Origin of the sequence: Sphingopyxis sp. BE235, assembly GCF_031457175.1 — a bacterium.
Lineage (GTDB): Bacteria > Pseudomonadota > Alphaproteobacteria > Sphingomonadales > Sphingomonadaceae > Sphingopyxis.
Genome location: NZ_JAVDWC010000001.1, coordinates 830,317 through 845,168, shown reverse-complemented (window position 1 = coordinate 845,168; position 14,852 = coordinate 830,317). Strand labels below are relative to the sequence as shown.

The 14,852-nt window shown below is 63.0% G+C and carries 15 protein-coding genes; 8 read left to right on the top strand and 7 right to left on the bottom strand.

Annotation, left to right across the window (positions count from 1 at the left end):
• Positions 1-2: 2 nt before the first annotated feature.
• Positions 3-1,124, top strand: coding sequence for a DUF1501 domain-containing protein (locus J2X38_RS04100; RefSeq protein WP_310251590.1), 1,122 nt, complete (start codon positions 3-5; stop codon positions 1,122-1,124).
• A 24-nt stretch (positions 1,125-1,148) separates the two neighbouring features.
• Here the strand turns inward: J2X38_RS04100 and J2X38_RS04095 are convergent, their stop codons facing one another.
• From J2X38_RS04095 to J2X38_RS04075, 5 genes are all read right to left on the bottom strand, one after another.
• A complete protein-coding gene (locus tag J2X38_RS04095; RefSeq protein WP_310251587.1) occupies positions 1,149-2,786 on the bottom strand; it encodes a recombinase family protein in 1,638 nt (545 codons plus the stop codon).
• Positions 2,787-2,859: 73 nt separating this feature from the next.
• A complete protein-coding gene (locus J2X38_RS04090) occupies positions 2,860-3,066 on the bottom strand; it encodes a hypothetical protein (RefSeq protein ID WP_310251585.1) in 207 nt (68 codons plus the stop codon).
• Positions 3,063-3,290: an AlpA family phage regulatory protein gene (locus tag J2X38_RS04085; protein WP_310251583.1), complete on the bottom strand. Its 228-nt coding sequence runs from the start codon at positions 3,288-3,290 to the stop codon at positions 3,063-3,065. The genes J2X38_RS04090 and J2X38_RS04085 overlap by 4 nt, the downstream gene beginning before the upstream one ends.
• A gap of 256 nt (positions 3,291-3,546) precedes the next feature.
• Complete coding sequence (locus J2X38_RS04080; RefSeq protein WP_310251581.1) at positions 3,547-4,092, bottom strand: hypothetical protein; 546 nt, start codon at positions 4,090-4,092, stop codon at positions 3,547-3,549.
• Between the two features lie 23 nt (positions 4,093-4,115).
• Positions 4,116-5,111, bottom strand: coding sequence for a hypothetical protein (locus J2X38_RS04075; protein WP_310251579.1), 996 nt, complete (start codon positions 5,109-5,111; stop codon positions 4,116-4,118).
• Between the two features lie 460 nt (positions 5,112-5,571).
• Here J2X38_RS04075 and J2X38_RS04070 point away from each other — a divergent pair, with 460 nt between their 5' ends.
• The 6 genes from J2X38_RS04070 (at position 5,572) to J2X38_RS04045 (ending at position 10,647) form a co-directional block, all read left to right on the top strand.
• Positions 5,572-7,320: a ParB/RepB/Spo0J family partition protein gene (locus J2X38_RS04070; protein ID WP_310251577.1), complete on the top strand. Its 1,749-nt coding sequence runs from the start codon at positions 5,572-5,574 to the stop codon at positions 7,318-7,320.
• A gap of 118 nt (positions 7,321-7,438) precedes the next feature.
• Complete coding sequence (locus J2X38_RS04065) at positions 7,439-8,359, top strand: HEPN domain-containing protein (RefSeq protein WP_310251575.1); 921 nt, start codon at positions 7,439-7,441, stop codon at positions 8,357-8,359.
• 218 nt (positions 8,360-8,577) lie between these two features.
• Positions 8,578-9,069 carry a hypothetical protein gene (locus tag J2X38_RS04060; protein ID WP_310251573.1) on the top strand — a complete coding sequence of 164 codons (492 nt, stop codon included), beginning with the start codon at positions 8,578-8,580 and terminating at the stop codon, positions 9,067-9,069.
• Entirely contained in the window at positions 9,066-9,575 is a 510-nt protein-coding gene (locus J2X38_RS04055; protein WP_310251570.1) for a sigma-70 family RNA polymerase sigma factor, read from the top strand. Before J2X38_RS04060 ends, J2X38_RS04055 begins: the two co-directional genes overlap by 4 nt.
• Positions 9,569-10,144: an RNA polymerase sigma factor gene (locus J2X38_RS04050; protein WP_310252683.1), complete on the top strand. Its 576-nt coding sequence runs from the start codon at positions 9,569-9,571 to the stop codon at positions 10,142-10,144. Before J2X38_RS04055 ends, J2X38_RS04050 begins: the two co-directional genes overlap by 7 nt.
• A 71-nt stretch (positions 10,145-10,215) precedes the next feature.
• Positions 10,216-10,647 carry a MucR family transcriptional regulator gene (locus J2X38_RS04045; protein WP_310251568.1) on the top strand — a complete coding sequence of 144 codons (432 nt, stop codon included), beginning with the start codon at positions 10,216-10,218 and terminating at the stop codon, positions 10,645-10,647.
• Between the two features lie 517 nt (positions 10,648-11,164).
• On the opposite strand, the gene J2X38_RS04040 is transcribed toward J2X38_RS04045, so the two are convergent.
• Together J2X38_RS04040 and J2X38_RS04035 are read right to left on the bottom strand one after the other, a co-directional pair.
• Positions 11,165-11,389 carry a conjugal transfer protein TraD gene (locus J2X38_RS04040; RefSeq protein ID WP_310251566.1) on the bottom strand — a complete coding sequence of 75 codons (225 nt, stop codon included), beginning with the start codon at positions 11,387-11,389 and terminating at the stop codon, positions 11,165-11,167.
• A gap of 22 nt (positions 11,390-11,411) precedes the next feature.
• The gene (locus J2X38_RS04035) at positions 11,412-11,717 is read right to left on the bottom strand and encodes a conjugal transfer protein TraD (protein WP_310251564.1); all 306 of its coding nucleotides are present in this window, start codon (positions 11,715-11,717) and stop codon (positions 11,412-11,414) included.
• 172 nt (positions 11,718-11,889) lie between these two features.
• Here J2X38_RS04035 and traA point away from each other — a divergent pair, with 172 nt between their 5' ends.
• The gene (traA, locus tag J2X38_RS04030; RefSeq protein ID WP_310251562.1) at positions 11,890-14,838 is read left to right on the top strand and encodes a Ti-type conjugative transfer relaxase TraA; all 2,949 of its coding nucleotides are present in this window, start codon (positions 11,890-11,892) and stop codon (positions 14,836-14,838) included.
• Positions 14,839-14,852 lie beyond the last annotated feature (14 nt).

Genomic DNA, 14,852 nt, shown 5'->3' with positions numbered 1-14,852 from the left:
CGATGATCCTCTCACGCCGCTCGATCATATTGTCGGGGATCACCGTCGCCGCCGCGGGCGCGCTGCCCCGCTTTGCCTATGCCGCCGCGGGCACGCCGAAGCGGCTCGTCTTCATCATCCAGCGCGGCGCCGCCGACGGGCTCGCGACCGTCGCACCGACCGGCGATCCCGCCTTCGCCGTCGCGCGGCGCGCGCTGGCCGACGAAACGGCGGGCGGCGCGAAGCTCGACGGCATGTTCACGCTGCACCCGGCGCTCGCGGCAACCGCCGGCCTCTATACGGGCAAGCAGGCGCATTTCGCACACGCGGTCGCCACGGGTTATCGCGACCGGTCGCATTTCGACGGGCAGAATATGCTCGAGGGCGGCGGATCGCGCCCCTATGGACGCGACACCGGCTGGGTCGGACGGCTGCTCACCTTGCTGCCCGCCGCCGAGCGCGACGCGATCGCGATCGCCCCCGCGGTGCCGCTCGCGCTGCGCGGGACGGTGCAGGTCGGGACCTATGCGCCGAGCCGCCTGCCGCAGGCCGACGCCGACCTGATCGCGCGGCTCACCGCACTCTATCAGGACGATCCGTTGCTTCATCCGCTGTGGGAGAGCGCGGTCAAGACGCAGGAGCTGGCGAGCGACATCGGCGGCAATAATGGCCGCAACGGCGCCGACCTCGGCAAGCTCGCGGCGTCGCTGATGCTGCCCGCCGACGGCGCGCGCGTGATGATGGTCGAAACCGGCGGCTGGGACACGCATAGCGCCCAGCGCGGCCGGCTGGCCGCACAATTGCGCGGACTCGATCAGCTTGTCGGCGCGCTACAGACCGGGCTAGGTCCCGCGTGGAATGACACGCTGGTCATCGTCGCCACCGAATTCGGCCGCACCGTCGAGGTCAACGGCACCGGCGGCACCGACCATGGCACCGCATCGACCGCGATGCTGCTCGGCGGCGGGCTGGCGGCGGGCGGCAAGGTGTCGGCCGACTGGCCCGGCCTCGGCGCGGCGGCGCGCTACGAAGGCCGCGACCTCAAACCGACGCGCAGCCTCGAAAGCGTGATCGCCGCCGCGGTCGCGCATCATTATGCGCTCGACCCGAAGCGGGTGATGACGACGCTTTATCCCGACGCATAGGATCAGGTCGCTAATTTCCTTTCGTCATTCCCGCGAACCCGGGGCCACCGATGTTATAACTCGGTTGGCCTCGGGTTGCGGTGTGTCGTTAGCGAAGTCGAGAATACCCATCAGCGAGCCGTGGAGGGTGGCATGGACTTCGCCGCGCTTCTCGCCAGGATCCAAGACGATCTTGCCAACGAGCGACCGAATATCGCTTGAGGCATCGAGATGCGTTTCGGGGTCTTTGAGCGTGTCGGTGAGCGCCGCGACCTTGCGCTTGTAGATTTCGGCAATGCCGGGATGGATATCGGGGATGCCTTGCGGCGCCTTGGCAAGCCGCGCAATGACTTCGGCTCGCTCGCCTTCGAGTTCCGCCATTCGAGCCTTCATGTTCGGCTGGTACAAGCCGTCCTCGATCGCGGCCATGATGCCCGAGACGGCCTTGTCTATCTTCGCCAGTGCCCGCTTGTCGGCATCGGCTTGAATGCGCTGTTCGCGGTTCTCGCGGTTGATATGCGCCGCGTAGGCGGTCACGGCGGCCTCGATCTTGTCGACCGATACGAGCCGGTCGGCAATGCCAGCCAGCGCGCGGCGTTCTAGGTCGGCGCGCCTGATCGTCCGATTGTTCGAACAGGTGCGGCCTCGATGATGACCGACGCAGCCATAGCGGTCGCCGACGACCACTGCATAGGTCCCACCGCATATGCCGCATTCGAGTAGGCCCGAAAGCAGATAGGCTGGGCGCCGTGTATTCAGCAGCGCACGGGCCTGCGCCGCTTCCTTGATCCCGAAATGACGCTCGGCAAGCGCCGCTTGCTGGCGTTTGGCCGCTTGCCACATCTCATCGCTGACGATGCGAAGATCAGGCACCTCGTTCCTGATCCATTCGGACTCGGGGTTGAAGCGGGTAACGCGCTTGCCGCTAGTGGGGTCGGTGACATAATGTTTGTGGTTCCAGACGCGGACACCGACGTACATCTCGTTGTTGATGATCCCGGTGCCGCGCCGAACGTCACCGCGAATGCTCGTGTCGCGCCACGCAAGCCCCTTCGGGCCGGGAATGCCATCGGCGTTGAGGTCGCGCGCGATGGCGAGCGGGCTCTTGCCGTCCGCAAACTCGCGAAAGACACGCTCGACGATCAGCGCATGCGCCGGATCGATTTCGCGTTCGCCGCGTACCAGTTCGCCCTCGCTGGTGAGGCGCCGGACCATCCGGTAGCCATAACCGACCGCCCCGGCGGAGAAACCCTTCTCGACGCGTCCGCGCAGGCCGCGATGTGTTTTCTTGGCGAGGTCTTTGAGGAACAGCGCATTCATCGTTCCCTTGAGCCCGACATGAAGCTCGGAGATTTCACCCTCGGCGAGCGTGACGAGCGGAACGCGGGCGAACTGGAGATGCTTGTAGAGTGTCGCGACATCAGCCTGATCGCGCGACACGCGATCGAGCGCCTCGGCCAGCACGATATCGAACTTGCCCGCCTGCGCGTCCGCGAGCAGTCGCTGGATGCCGGGCCGCAATATCATGCTCGCACCCGAGATGGCCGCGTCCTCGTACGAACCCGCAAGCTGCCAGCCCTCGCGCCCCGCGCGCTCGCGGCAGATACGCTGCTGGTCGGCGATCGACGCCGAACTCTGCTGATCGGAGGAGTAGCGGGCATAGAGCGCGGCGCGGATCATCATGTCTTCCTTTCGAGCGGCGGGACGAAAGCCCTTCACGACCGATAAGACAGTGTCGGCTCCCATGCCCCTAGCGTCAACGCTTTAGCGGGTTTGGGTTTTTCCCATTCGACTCATTGTCGTTGGCCGCTTTCTTCGCCCGGATATGTTCGCGCGCGATATGCCGCCCGATCACCTCGGCGATGCGCGAAAGAGCCGTGTCGATAGCTACGGGATCGGGCGCGATTTCATCGTCATTTGCAGCGGTGACGGGCCGCGAGCGTGGCGTCTCGTCCTCCTTCATACCGGCCCCGGACCGGAAGGCCGGTTATCATTGTCGGCGCGGTAGCCCGCCGGATCGGCAATCCAGCGGTCGACGGCGGATTCATGCCAGCCCGCGCCGTGGACGCTGATCGATAGTTGGCGCGGGAATGTCCCGTCCGCGATCTTGCGGTAGAGGGTCGAACGAGACAGGCCGGTCCGGGCAAGGACGGTCTTGAGGCGGATGATCTTCTCGCGGACATACATGCAGCGTGCTCCATCATATGACGGTTGATGAAAGCCCCTGGGCAAGAGAATTGGCGATGATTAAAACGCGTGCAAGAGCGTTCAAAACGGCGGCTGTTTGTCGGTGCGGCTTATGTCGTCCGCTGGCGTCCCCTGACGTTCTATCGCGACGATTGGCAGGATGCAGATTTTTTCCCATGCCGTCCCGAGAAAGACATGAGCTTGAGACTGTCAGGGGCAAGCTGACCCAATAACGTGGCTTTAACGCGAATCGCAGTCAGTTTCCTTTGCCCGTCAGTTCGTCCAACCGCACCGATTTTCCGAAATCGGGATGGGTTGCAAACATCTGCTGGCCCGATCCCGCTGCGGGCGCCTTTTCCAACGTCTTACGTCGCGCTTCCTCGACCGCAATCTTGTGGCGTACAATGAGGGAGCGGCGAAGGACCGCCGGAATTTGCCCCACACGCGACAATATGATCGCGGAAAATACGACAACCGTCGCCTGACCTGATCGAGGCAGTATTTGACTGGTCAGATATGGCACTTTTGTAAACAGCTCTCCGGGAGGCGTGGCGAGTGCGACCAATGCGGCGACAACGACCGCCACACATCCAAAAAGGAGCAGCAACCCGTCCATGGCGGCGTGCAGCTCGCTTTCCAGTTCGTCGAGCGCCATAACTGATCGGCCGCTCGCGGTCATGCTGTTGATCAGTAGGGACACAGTGGGGAGAATGCTGGCGGAGACCAAGCCTAGGAATGTCACCAGCATCCGGCCAGCATCCGCCGTGATTGCACCGGGCGCCAGCACCAGCCCGGCGACCAACGCCGCCGGAAGAAGCCACCGTTCTATCCTTCGAAGTTGCAATCTATTTTCCCGGCCACGGCCCAATCACGAAGGGCGTTCGTAATCTGTTCCATAGCATCCGCCGGGTCCAAAAGCGAGCCGGCCGTTCGGATATCGCGCTGAACCGACATCTTCACAATGCCGCCACGCTCCGAGCCATCGCCACGCAGGCCTAGGTCTGCGGGGTCAATATTGCGAAGGGCCTCGTTAATTGTTGCACGGGAAATGGGCTTCCGGCGCCGGCGCTCTTTGATGAATACCTTGAAAAATCCTTCGACCCATCCGTCGTCAGGTATTTCGGCTCCCAAGCTGTCGATCGCTTCTTCCGACCAACCGAGCATCCGCAGAATGTCGAAGACGGTCGCTTGTTCATGTTCACGCGCCTCCGCCGCTTCACGTTGTTCGACGCGCGGCTCAATAGGACGCTCTTTGCGCTCGCCCTGCCGATTGGTGGCGGCAGCCGATACCTGGATCTCGCTTGATTCCGATAATTCCTTTCCATCCCCGGCCATAAACTTGCCGTTGAGGATGATGGCTTGGCCAGGCTCAATCTCCTCAGCGCGTTGAAGCAGCGCGGTGAGATAGCGTTCCAGCGTGCGTCCGCGGACCTGCTGCCCTTCGATCAACCCGACATGATTTCCGACTGCGACGAAATATAGCGCACCTTTCAGGACACGAACCGCTTCCCCGACGTTGAGATTCTGCACGACATATTCAGCCGTGTCTTCTTCAAGCGACTGCAAAACGGCATGCACATCGGTTCCGGCTTGAAGTTGTATCAGTTGGCCTGCGAACACGGGGCTATCCCATGTTGCGGGGTCTGAGAGCTTGTTCAGAATAACATAGCTCTGATCTTGATCGAGGTCGATAATGCGGGTTTTGGCGTTATCCGCCCAGCCTCGACGCCTGAGCACATCCACTACCATGGCCTTCAGGTCGGCATCCGGCCAAAGTCCGTCGAGTTTGAGTTGACGATACTGGATTGTCGCTTTTGTCATTTTCCCTCCCGAATGAAATGTAGGCAGCACAGCAAGGACAACAAGTCGAGCGGAAATATATCCACATGGAGGACCGAAGTTTATGAATCCGGATTGAAGAAGAGGTGGCGTCCCCCCCTGCGGCGGCCGCGCTCTATGTCGCTTCGCTCCACCGAGCCAGCGCTACGCGCCGTCTCGTCGGCTGACGCCGTGACGATCGACTGACGCGAAGGCCGGAGCTTAGCTCCGGCCCGAAGGTCATCGCGCGTTCCGCGCGCTGGCGTGGCCTCCGACCGTGCGGGGTGGTCGGTCGCTCTCCTCTGAGACCCGCCCGGCAGGGCGCAACCCCTGCGGGGTCCTCCATTGCATTCCGGCCCTTCGGGTGCGCCCTGCCTTGCAGGCGGGCCTCTCCGGTCGCTCTCGCCGCCCACCCCGCTCAGCCGGGGCTGCGGTGGTTTGGAAGAGCAAAGGAGAGACAGTCATGGAACTCAAGCATATCGAACTTTCGCAGCTCGTCGTGTCGCCCGCCAACATGCGCGGCGTCGCCAAGAAGCCGGACCTGACCAATATCCTGCCGTCGGTGCGCGCGCGCGGGATTTTGGTCCCGTTGATCGTTCGCCCCAATGGCGCGGAAGACGCTTACGAGATCGTCGCGGGCAAGCGGCGCTATCATGCGGCGCTGACCGTAGCCGAGGAATGCTGCGGCTTCGACCCGCTGCCTTGCGCAGTGATGGAGGCGGGTGACGATGCGGCGGCGTTGGAAGCCTCGCTTATCGAGAATATCGCTCGTCTCGACCCCGACGAGGTATCGCGGTGCGAATCTTTCACTCGTCTCGTTCGCGAGGGACGGAGCATCGAGGACATCGGCCTGACCTTCGGCTTGACCAGCTTGCAGGTGAAGCGAACCCTCGCCATCGGCAATCTCTTGCCGCGCATCCGTACCCTTTATCGAACCCACAAGATCGATGCCGTGACGATGCGCCACCTGACCCTTGCCAGTAGAGCGCAGCAGCGTGAATGGCTGGCGCTGATTGATTGCCCCGAAAAGCACGCCCCGACCGGCAGCCAGCTCAAGGCATGGCTGTTCGGCGGCAGCGCGGTTGCGGCCAAGGTGGCGATGTTCGATGTCGCCAGCTACACCGGCGAAATCGTTTCCGATCTGTTCGGCGAGGACAGCTATTTTGCCGACGCCGAGGTGTTCTGGACTGCTCAGATGGCCGAGGTCGAGAAGCAGGCGGCTTTCTATCGTGAGACCGGCTGGTCCGATGTCGTCGTCATGGAGCGCGGCGCATACTTCAATAGCTGGGAGCATGAACGCTGCCCCAAGAGGAAGGGCGGCAAGATTTTCGTGACCGTGAGCCATCGCGGCGAGGTCGCCTTCCTTGAAGGCTACATCACGACGAAAGAGGCGCGGCAGCGGGCGAAGGGAGAACCGATCACCAACAAGCCGGTGCGCCCCGAAGTCAGTGCGGCGCTCGGCAATTATATCGACCTTCACCGCCATGCCGCCGTTCGCGCATCCTTGTTGTCCGAACCCGCCATCGCGCTGCGCATGATGGTGGCCCATGCCATTGTCGGCTCGCATCTGTGGCGGGTCGATGTCGAGAAGCAGCGCGCGGCGAGCGATGCCATCGCCGAGAGCGTCGAGGTGTCAGCAAGCGAGGCGGCGTTCGACAAGGCGCGGCGGTCGGTGCTCGACCTGCTTGGGTTCGATGCCGACACCCCGACCGTGGTGGGCGGATACGACGGCGATCATGGCGTTGCCCGGCTGTATGCCCGCTTGGCGGTTCTGTCCGATGAGGCGGTGATGCGCATCCTTCCCGTCGTGATGGGCGAGACACTTGGCGTCGGCAGTGCCGAGGTTGATTTGCTGGGCCAGATCACCGGAACCGATATGCGGACAAGCTGGAACGATAGTGCCGTGCTGCCCGACCTCATCCGCGACAAGCAATTGCTCAACGCAGTCATCGCCGAGGTCGGGGGCAGTGATGTTGCGAAAGCCAATGCCGAAGCAACCGCCAAGGTCCAGCGCAGCATTCTTGTCGACTGCCTTACTGGCAGCAATGGTCGGGCGAAGGTGGACGGCTGGCTTCCGCGCTGGTTCGCCTTCCCGCCATCATGCTACACAGACCGCGGCGGTATTGGCTGTGTCGAGCGGAGCGAGAATATCGCGGCGCTGGTCGCGCAGCCCGAAATCGCAGAGGAACCGGAGTTGCGTGAGGCCGCCTGACCAGCTTCCATCATCGGAGGAACGGCGTTGCCGTTCCTCCAGAATTTTTCGCCCGGCGCAAAGCGCCGGGCATTCTGTTCTTGCCAAGTGACGGGCATTGCCCGAAGATTCTTGAGGAATGCGAACCGACGTCGATCATCTTCCTGCCGCCAAGCAGCGCGAGCTCGAGCGCATCGTGGAGATTTTGTTCGACGAGTTCGGTCAGACGACGGAAAATGCGACCGGGCGCCGCAAGGGCGCCCGCATCTTGAAGATCATCCTGTTCGGCAGCCACGCGAGGGGCGATTGGGTCGATGCCCCGCTTTCGGCCAATCAGTATAAGTCCGACTACGATATTCTCGTGATCGTCAGCCAGAAGGAGCTGACCGATCGCGCCGTCTATTGGGCGAAGGCCGAGGAACGGCTGATCCGCGCCTACACGATTGAGAAGACGCTGCGCACGCCGGTCAACTTCATCGTTCATTCGCTGCACGAGGTGAATGACGGGCTGGCGCATGGCCGCGTATTCTTCATGGAGGTCGCGAAGGATGGCATCGCACTCTACGAGGCGGATGATCGGGAGTTGGCGACGCCCAAGCCGAAAACGCCAAATGAGGCGTTGAAGACTGCTAAGGAATATTTTGACGACGGGATGGCGGGCGCATTGTCGCGCCAAAAATTAGCGAAGTACGCCGTTGCGGAAGGTTTGCTCAAAGACGCAGCGTTCGATTTTCATCAAACAACCGAGCGACTTTATTCCTGCCTGCTCCTGACTCTGACCTATTATACGCCTTACAACCATAATATCGCTTTCCTGCGGTCGCTCGCCGAAGGGCTGGACCGTCGGCTTCACGGTGTGTGGCCGGAAACCAATCGCGCTGAGCGCGCGATGTTCCAGAAATTGAAAGAAGCGTACACGAAGGCAAGGTACTCAAAACACTTCCGGATCAGCGAAGAGGAGCTGAGCTGGCTTGGCGAGCGCGTCGAAGAACTCGGCCGCGTCGTCCATCAGGTCTGCTCCGACAAGATCGCCGAACTGGAAAAGGGCGCCCGCGCATAATCGCATAGCGCTGCCTCGCTTGCCGGGACTCCGACATTCTGGCATAATCCCGCTCACGGGATGGAATGACTGGCGGCCAACCCGAGGAACGTCCTGCCAGCATCATGCAGGTCCGGCCTGAGGTCGGGCAGTTGCTGTAGACCGCGCTAGCGGCACACAGCGGACACCGCTTGCACATCCGCGCATCGACGCGCGGACCGCCGCTGTGCGAGCTTATCATGTCTACCCCAACGAACGACGTTTACGCGCGCGAAGTCGTGATGGCGCGCGTCGGCCATTTGATCCGCCGCAAGCAGCGCGAGATCCAGCAGATCACGCGCATCCTGCGATGCTTCTTCGATCCATCGTCTGTGCAGGCGCCCGAGCCGGGGCGGATCAAACGCATTATTCTGATCGGACCCTATGCGCGGCGAAGCTGGTATGAAGACAAAAGAACGATCGACTTTTCCGATTACGAACTCTGGATCGTCGTCAATCATCCGCTGTTCAAGGAAGAAGGCTGTTGGCGCCGCGCGCGCGAGACCATCCGCAGCGAGTTTGGCGACCGCTGCGCAGTCGATCTTGAGATCTATTCCAGGTCCGACATCCGCATCGCCAAAGCCGAACGCGACAGCTTCATCCTCGACCGGATCGAGGCAGGCATCACCCTCTATCGCGCGTCGCGCGATGCGCCGCTGTCGCCAGCCGAACGCGGGGAGGAACGGCCATGACCGCGCCTGTTCCCGCCGCGTCGTTCGACGACATCTATCACGCCGAATATCGGCGCCTGCTGCGCAAGTTGCGCCGACGGGTAGGCCCCGACGAGGCGCCCGACCTGGTGCAGGAGATATTCGCGCGCTTCCTCCGCAGCGGAGCACTGGGCCGCGCCCAAAACCCCGCCGCCTATCTGTCGCGGATCGCCCGCAACCTGCTGATCGATCGCGCCCGCCGGAAGCGCCAAGGGATGCCGATCTTCTTTCCCTTCGAGGAAGACCGGGACGCATCGGTGCGGCCGGAGCAGACGTGGCGGATCGAGGCCGACGACCTGCTCCGGCTATACCGGCGCACCGTGCGCGCCATGCCGCCCAAGACGCGGCGGGTGTTCGTCATGCGCCGGGTAAAGCGCATGAGTTGCAAGGAGATTGCGGCCCGGCTCGACATCAGCTTCGCCACGGTCGACTATCATATGGTGCAGGCGCTCGCGCGGTGCCGCGCCGCGGTCGCGGCACAATGCTAGCCGCGACGCGCGTCGGGCGGGAACCCGATACCGGCAACGCCAAACGCCCGAACATCACAGAGGAGCCCGGATCGTCTCCTGTCAGCTTCGAGGCCTTCTATCGGGCCGAGCACTCGCGGGTGCTCGCCTATTTCCGGCGAAAGGCCGGACGCGACGACGCACCCGATCTGACGCAGGAGGCGTTCATGCGGCTCTACGGCAGCGGCAAGTTCTCGAACCTCGAATATCCCCGGGCCTATCTGGCAAGGATCGCGCACAACATTTGGCTGAACCGATTACGCCAGCAAAAGCGGCGCGGGATTCTCTATCCATTCGACGAGACGTGCGACGCTCCAACGCCGCCCGGACAGGAACGGCGGCTCGAAGCGAGGGACTTGCGACGCGCCTATTGGCGCGCGCTTCGCCCGCTTTCGCGAAGGACCCGACGCATCTTCCTGATGCACCGGCTGCGCGGCATGACCTATCAGGGCATCGCCGATGAACTCGGCATGAGCTGCAAGGCCGTCGAGAAGCGTATCGGTCGCGCTCTGGCGCGATGTCGCCGGGTGGCAGCGCTGCGACATGGTTGAAGCGGCGCCGTCAAAGGTGCATGGGGAAGATCGATAGAATACTATCGAACTGCATTGCATTGGAGGCGCAAATGGAAGACACCGAAACGCTCGTCACGCTAACGGCCGATATTGTCGCGGCGCATGTCAGCAACAACAGCGTCGCCATATCGGATATTCCGCTCGTCATCCGCTCGGTACATGAGGCGCTCGCCGGTCTTGGCGCCACCCAGGAACCCGAAGTCAAACAGGAACCGGCCGTGTCGATCCGTGCGTCGGTGAAGCCCGATTACATCGTCTGCCTTGAAGACGGCAAAAAGCTCAAGATGCTCCGCCGTCATTTGATGACCCACTACAATATGATGCCCGACGATTATCGCGCCAAATGGAACCTGCCAAAGGACTATCCGATGGTCGCACCGAACTATGCCGAGAAGCGCCGGGCACTTGCGAAGGAAATCGGACTTGGCACGAAAGGCCGTGGCGGCGGGCGCAAAAAGACCGTGACGCGTCGCGCAAAATAGCGCGCAAAATTTTCCGATCAGGCCCTAATGTGAGTTATTACCTATAACCCCGTGAGCGGATGAGAGGGTGTAGTTTATGTGGCCAAGGAATCAACACATGGGGCCCGGTGGCGGACTAAGTATGGGACCAGGCGGCGGGCTCCATATGGGTCCCGGTGGTGGCGCTTCGATGGGACCGGGAGGAGGCTTGTCCATGGGCCCCGGTGGCGGTTTATCAATGGGGCCCGGGGGTGGTCTCTCGATGGGACCTGGAGGTGGATTGTCGATGGGCCCGGGCGGTGGGCTGTCGATGGGTCCCGGAGGTGGATTGTCGATGGGTCCGAGCGGCGGGTTGCATATGGGGCCAACTGGCGGCCTTCATATGGGGGCTTCCTCGACACCTTATCGCAGTAACATCCCGCCGTGGCCACGCTTCATCGAGGAACTCGAAAAACGAGGAATGCAAGATTTCGCTGATTTGCTGCGACGGCAGGGTCTCGATTCAAAGCGATGATCGAAACACGACGCGCCCGCGCATCTATATTGTTCCATTTTTGAATGCCCGTCTGCCCCGCCGCTGCCAGAGCGCGGCTGCGTGGGTGCCATCCTCGCTTCGCAGCTTGTTCGCCATCCACAAGAACGCGCCGTAGAGCATTGCGCGATCGTCATCGGCGAGATCGACCAGTCCCGCCTTCACGACGAGCCCGCCGAGTTCGATGAGCTGGCGCGTGCGTTCGCGTCGCTTGATTTGCCACTCGCGCATTCCGCTTCGCGCCTGCGCCGCTTCAAGCCGATGCCGCATTACGATCAGGCGCCGCATCGTTCGCTGCGCCGCGATCAGGTCCCGTCGTAGCTTTGCGTGTGCCGCGTTGAAAGAAGTTCGCGCCCGCCTTGCGCCAGCCCTCCTTCGTGCTCGCATCCTTGGTCGCGACCGCGCCGAGCAATGCGCCCGCGATCATGTCCGCATCGAGTGCATCGGCGCCAGTGGCGATGACGAGTTCGCCGAACTGGCGAATGCGACGTTCCTTGAGGGTCTTCGCTTTCGCTTCGAGCGCCTCCAGTTCCGAATCGATATCGCGAGGTTTGCGCATGCCGTATCTCCATGATCGGGTGATGCACCCATCATAGGGATGCGCCTGTCGATGCGCAGCAAGGTCGTCGGGACAGTCTGGCACAGCCTAGTCCCTCCGCGGATTTTTCCGTGTGAGGGCGCGCTTATACGTCGTGCCGACGGGCTGCTTAAAGTGTAGATGGATTGCCGCAATGGCGATCTATCACCTCTCGGTCAAAGTCATCAGCCGCGCGGCCGGACGCAGTTCCGTTGCGGCGGCGGCCTATCGATCGGCGAGCCGGCTGTACGACGAGCGGCTCGACCGTAGCCATGACTTCACCAACAAGTCGGGGGTCGTGCATTCGGAGGTGGTGCTGCCCGAGACCGCCAGTGGGGGCTGGCAGGATCGCGAGCAGCTCTGGAATGATATCGAGCGGATCGAAGTTCGCAAAGATGCGCAACTTGCGCGCGAGGTCGAATTCGCGATTCCCAGGGAGATGAACAAGGCGCAGGGCATCGAACTGGCCCGCGACTTTGTGCAGTCGGAGTTCGTCGATGCTGGCATGATCGCCGACCTCAATGTCCATTGGGATATCGGCGCCGACGGGCAAGCGAAGCCGCACGCGCACGTCATGCTGACGATGCGCGAGATCGTCGCCGACAAGGATGGCGAAGTGGCCTTCGGCGCCAAAGTTCGCGACTGGAACCGCACGGAGTTGGTTGAACAATGGCGTGAGCGCTGGGCCGAGCATGTCAACACGCGCCTTGCGGAATTCGATATCGATGCACGCATCGATCACCGCAGTCTTGAAGTGCAGGGGATTGCGCTCGAACCTCAGGACAAGATCGGCGGTGCCGCTTCGCGCATGGAGGGCCGCAGCCTTGAGGCCGAACGCATCGAACAGCATCGCGAGATCGCGGCGCGCAACGGCGAGCGCATCATCGCGAACCCGCGTATCGCATTGGATGCGATCACCCACGGGCAAGCGACGTTCACGAACCGCGATCTTGCAATGTTCGTGCATCGCCACAGCGACGGACGCGAGCAATATGATGCCGTGATGGGCGCGGTGCGCTCGTCACCCGACCTTGTCGAGCTGGGCAAGGACGGACGTGGCGAAGACCGGTTCACCTCGCGCGACATGATCGAGACCGAACAGCGGTTGAGCCGAGCTGCGGAAATCATGGCGGAGCGCGAGCGCCACCGCGTGTCGGACGCCGACCGCGAGCGCGCGCTTGCCGCGGCCGAGACACGCGGCCTTGTGCTGTCAGGCGAGCAGCGAACCGCGTTCGACCAAGTAACGAGCGCGCGCGATCTCGCTGTCGTCATCGGCTATGCCGGAACGGGAAAGAGCGCGATGCTCGGCGCCGCACGCGAGGCGTGGGAGTCTGCCGGGCTGGAGGTGCGCGGCGCGGCGCTGTCGGGGATCGCGGCCGAAGGGCTGGAAAATGGCTCGGGGATCGCTTCGCGCACGATTGCGAGCCTCGAACATGGTTGGGCGCGGGGGTGCGATCTTCTCGGGCCCCGCGACGTGCTCGTCATCGATGAGGCCGGCATGGTCGGCACACGCCAGATGGAGCGCGTGCTGTCCCACGCCGCCGATGCGGGCGCCAAGGTCGTGCTCGTCGGCGATCCGCAGCAGTTGCAGGCGATCGAGGCGGGCGCGGCGCTGCGAGCGATCCACGAACGACATGGCGGTGTCGAGATCACCGAGATACGCCGCCAGCATGAGGGCTGGCAGCAGGGCGCCACCCGGCATCTGGCGACCGGGCGGACCGGCGAGGCCATCCGTGCCTATACCGATGCGGGAATGCTGCGCGCCGCCGAGACGCGTGAAGCGGCGCGCACCGATCTTATAGAGCAATGGGACAGGGAGCGGAAGATCGATCCCGACGCCAGCCGGATCATTCTGACCCATAGCAATGATGAGGTGCGCCAGCTCAATGAGGCCGCGCGCGGCGCGATGCGCGAGGTTGGCGATCTTGGCGCCGACGTCGCGATCAAGGTCGAACGCGGTGACCGGATGTTCGCGTCAGGTGATCGTGTGATGTTCCTGCGCAACGAGCACAGTATGGAAGTGAAGAACGGCACGCTCGCCACGATCGAGCGTGTGAACGCGAACAGCATGGCGGTGCGCACCGACGACGGGCGCAGCGTCGCGTTCGATGTGAAGCAATATCGCGATCTCGATCATGGTTATGCGGCGACCTTCCACAAGGCGCAGGGCATGACGGTCGACAAGACGCATCTGCTCGCCACGCCGGGCATGGATCGCCACAGCAGCTATGTCGGCATGACGCGCCACCGTGACGGCATCGACATCCATTATGGCTGCGACGACTTCAAGGATCGGGGACGGCTCGTGCAAAGCCTGTCACGCGACCGGCCCAAGGATATGGCGAGCGACTATGCCAGGGCCGATCCCACGCGCGCGACATCCGAACGGCTGTTCGCCGAGCGGCGCGGGATCGCAATCCGCGAGCGCATCGTAGAGGCCGTGAAGCAGGTCGTGCCCGAGAAGGTGCGCGGCATGTTCGACGGCTTGCGTCTCGCGATGCCCGCCGCGCCGCGCGCGCCGGAGAAAGAATCAATTGCTCCACGGCATACTGCGCTCGCACCGGCGATCGAGCGTCATGCGCGCGCGGTCGATGCGATATGGAAGATGGAGGACAAGGGTCTTCCCATACTGCCGCACCAGCGCACCGCGCTCGACAAGGCACGCGTCGCACTGGACGCCATGGGCAAGGAGCATCGCCGCGACTGGGAGGCGGCGTGTCGCCATAATCCGGCGCTGGTGACCGAGGCCGCGGGCGGACGCACACAGGGTGCGATCCGCGCGATGCGGCTTGAAGCCGAGGTTCGCGTCAATCCCGAACTGCGCGCCGACCGGTTCGTCGAGCGCTGGACGGGGCTGAACCAGCAGCGCAGCGATGCGCGCCAGCGTGGCGACCGGTCGGCGCAGGACCGGATCGGCAAATCGATGGGCGCGATGGCGAGCGGTCTGCACCGCGATCCGCAGGTGGAATCGCTGCTGCAAAATCGCCGTCAGCAGCTCGGGCTCAAGGGCGGCGGCATATCGATGCCCGAGGCGAGCATCGGGCGCGAACTCGCGAACAGCATCGGGTTCGGAAAAGACCGCGGCATCGGGATCGGAATGTAGGGAAAGGAGACACC

What these genes read in the sequence shown, in the direction of transcription:
- J2X38_RS04100 (WP_310251590.1), top strand. Translation starts at nt 3, where the DNA reads ATGATCCTCTCACGCCGCTCGATCATATTGTCGGGGATCACCGTCGCC.
- J2X38_RS04095 (WP_310251587.1), bottom strand. Translation starts at nt 2,786, where the DNA reads ATGATGATCCGCGCCGCGCTCTATGCCCGCTACTCCTCCGATCAGCAG.
- J2X38_RS04090 (WP_310251585.1), bottom strand. Translation starts at nt 3,066, where the DNA reads ATGAAGGAGGACGAGACGCCACGCTCGCGGCCCGTCACCGCTGCAAAT.
- J2X38_RS04085 (WP_310251583.1), bottom strand. Translation starts at nt 3,290, where the DNA reads ATGTATGTCCGCGAGAAGATCATCCGCCTCAAGACCGTCCTTGCCCGG.
- J2X38_RS04075 (WP_310251579.1), bottom strand. Translation starts at nt 5,111, where the DNA reads ATGACAAAAGCGACAATCCAGTATCGTCAACTCAAACTCGACGGACTT.
- J2X38_RS04070 (WP_310251577.1), top strand. Translation starts at nt 5,572, where the DNA reads ATGGAACTCAAGCATATCGAACTTTCGCAGCTCGTCGTGTCGCCCGCC.
- J2X38_RS04065 (WP_310251575.1), top strand. Translation starts at nt 7,439, where the DNA reads ATGCGAACCGACGTCGATCATCTTCCTGCCGCCAAGCAGCGCGAGCTC.
- J2X38_RS04060 (WP_310251573.1), top strand. Translation starts at nt 8,578, where the DNA reads ATGTCTACCCCAACGAACGACGTTTACGCGCGCGAAGTCGTGATGGCG.
- J2X38_RS04055 (WP_310251570.1), top strand. Translation starts at nt 9,066, where the DNA reads ATGACCGCGCCTGTTCCCGCCGCGTCGTTCGACGACATCTATCACGCC.
- J2X38_RS04050 (WP_310252683.1), top strand. Translation starts at nt 9,569, where the DNA reads ATGCTAGCCGCGACGCGCGTCGGGCGGGAACCCGATACCGGCAACGCC.
- J2X38_RS04045 (WP_310251568.1), top strand. Translation starts at nt 10,216, where the DNA reads ATGGAAGACACCGAAACGCTCGTCACGCTAACGGCCGATATTGTCGCG.
- J2X38_RS04040 (WP_310251566.1), bottom strand. Translation starts at nt 11,389, where the DNA reads ATGCGCGAGTGGCAAATCAAGCGACGCGAACGCACGCGCCAGCTCATC.
- J2X38_RS04035 (WP_310251564.1), bottom strand. Translation starts at nt 11,717, where the DNA reads ATGCGCAAACCTCGCGATATCGATTCGGAACTGGAGGCGCTCGAAGCG.
- traA (WP_310251562.1), top strand. Translation starts at nt 11,890, where the DNA reads ATGGCGATCTATCACCTCTCGGTCAAAGTCATCAGCCGCGCGGCCGGA.